The organism is Mesorhizobium sp. WSM4830, from assembly GCF_055811495.1.
The window spans coordinates 1-1,020 of record NZ_JBVVQI010000091.1; the positions used below are offsets into that span (position 1 = coordinate 1).

General features: G+C 61.5%; 2 protein-coding genes. Both read left to right on the forward strand.

Features of this window, described 5'->3' with window-relative positions:
- The coding region (locus tag AC0L2Y_RS34460; protein ID WP_473562320.1) for an ATP-dependent DNA ligase at positions 1–678 on the forward strand (678 nt) is incomplete at its 5' end.
- A 76-nt stretch (positions 679–754) separates the two neighbouring features.
- Positions 755–991, forward strand: coding sequence for a PilZ domain-containing protein (locus AC0L2Y_RS34465; protein ID WP_473562321.1), 237 nt, complete (start codon positions 755–757; stop codon positions 989–991).
- Positions 992–1,020 lie beyond the last annotated feature (29 nt).

Consider the following 1,020-nt stretch of genomic DNA (forward strand, 5'->3'; position numbering starts at 1 on the left):
CTTGACGTCAAGAACGCGATCTTCGAGGGTGAGGCAGTGGTCACCAATGCGGCCGGCCTGCCCGACTTCGACGCGCTGCAGGAGGCCGTCCACAGCGACCCCTACGCCATGATCCTCGGCGCCTTCGACATCATGTATTTGGACGACCACGATCTGCACGACATCGGCTGCAAGGCACGCTGTGAGATCCTGTTCGGCATCATCAAGCCGAACAGCCGCATCCAGTTCAGCGAATCGCTGCCTGGTGATCCAAAGGCGATCTTTTATCTCGCCCACCAGGCGGGGCTCGACGGCATCGTCTCAAAGCTCGCTGACAGCTCATATCGAAGCGGCCCGACTTCGAACTGGTTGACGACCAAGAGCTTCACCGTCCAGGAATATGAGCCGCTCGGCGTTGAGCGGGAACCTGGCAAGGCCGCATTCGCCTTGCTGGCGGAGCCAGGCACCGGGAAGTATATCGGTTCGGCCTTCATCAGCTTGGGTCGCGACATGAAGGAACGGCTGTGGAAGCGAGTGCAGGACCATGCCGGCCCGCCTCCGCATGGCATCAAGAAGCGACCGGCGACGCAATGGGTAAAGCCGGAGGAGGTCAAGCCGCGCCTCAAGCACCTCCGCGGCGAGCACAGATCTATTCGCAGCGCTCCGTTGCAAGGTTTCGGCGGTGAACCACATGGCTAATCCGCCACGACAAGGACTGGACACTATGGACCCTACCGACCCTAAACCTGACCGCCGCCTTCACCAGAGAACGCCTGTGCTGAAGGACGCGACCATCATCACTGGACGTCGGGACATGGACATAAGCTGCTCGGTCTGCAACCAGCATGAGAGAGGCGCCGAACTGCGGGTCGCTGCTGATGCCTTGGTCCCGGATCGTTTTGTGCTGTTCATCCCCGAGGACGGAGCCACCTATCAGGCGGTGGTCCGGTGGCGGAAGAACGATCGCCTTGGGGTGCAACTGTACGGCACGGGAGTGGTAATTCGGCCTTGATCAGCGCGCCCGGTCAATTCGCCCCGCGG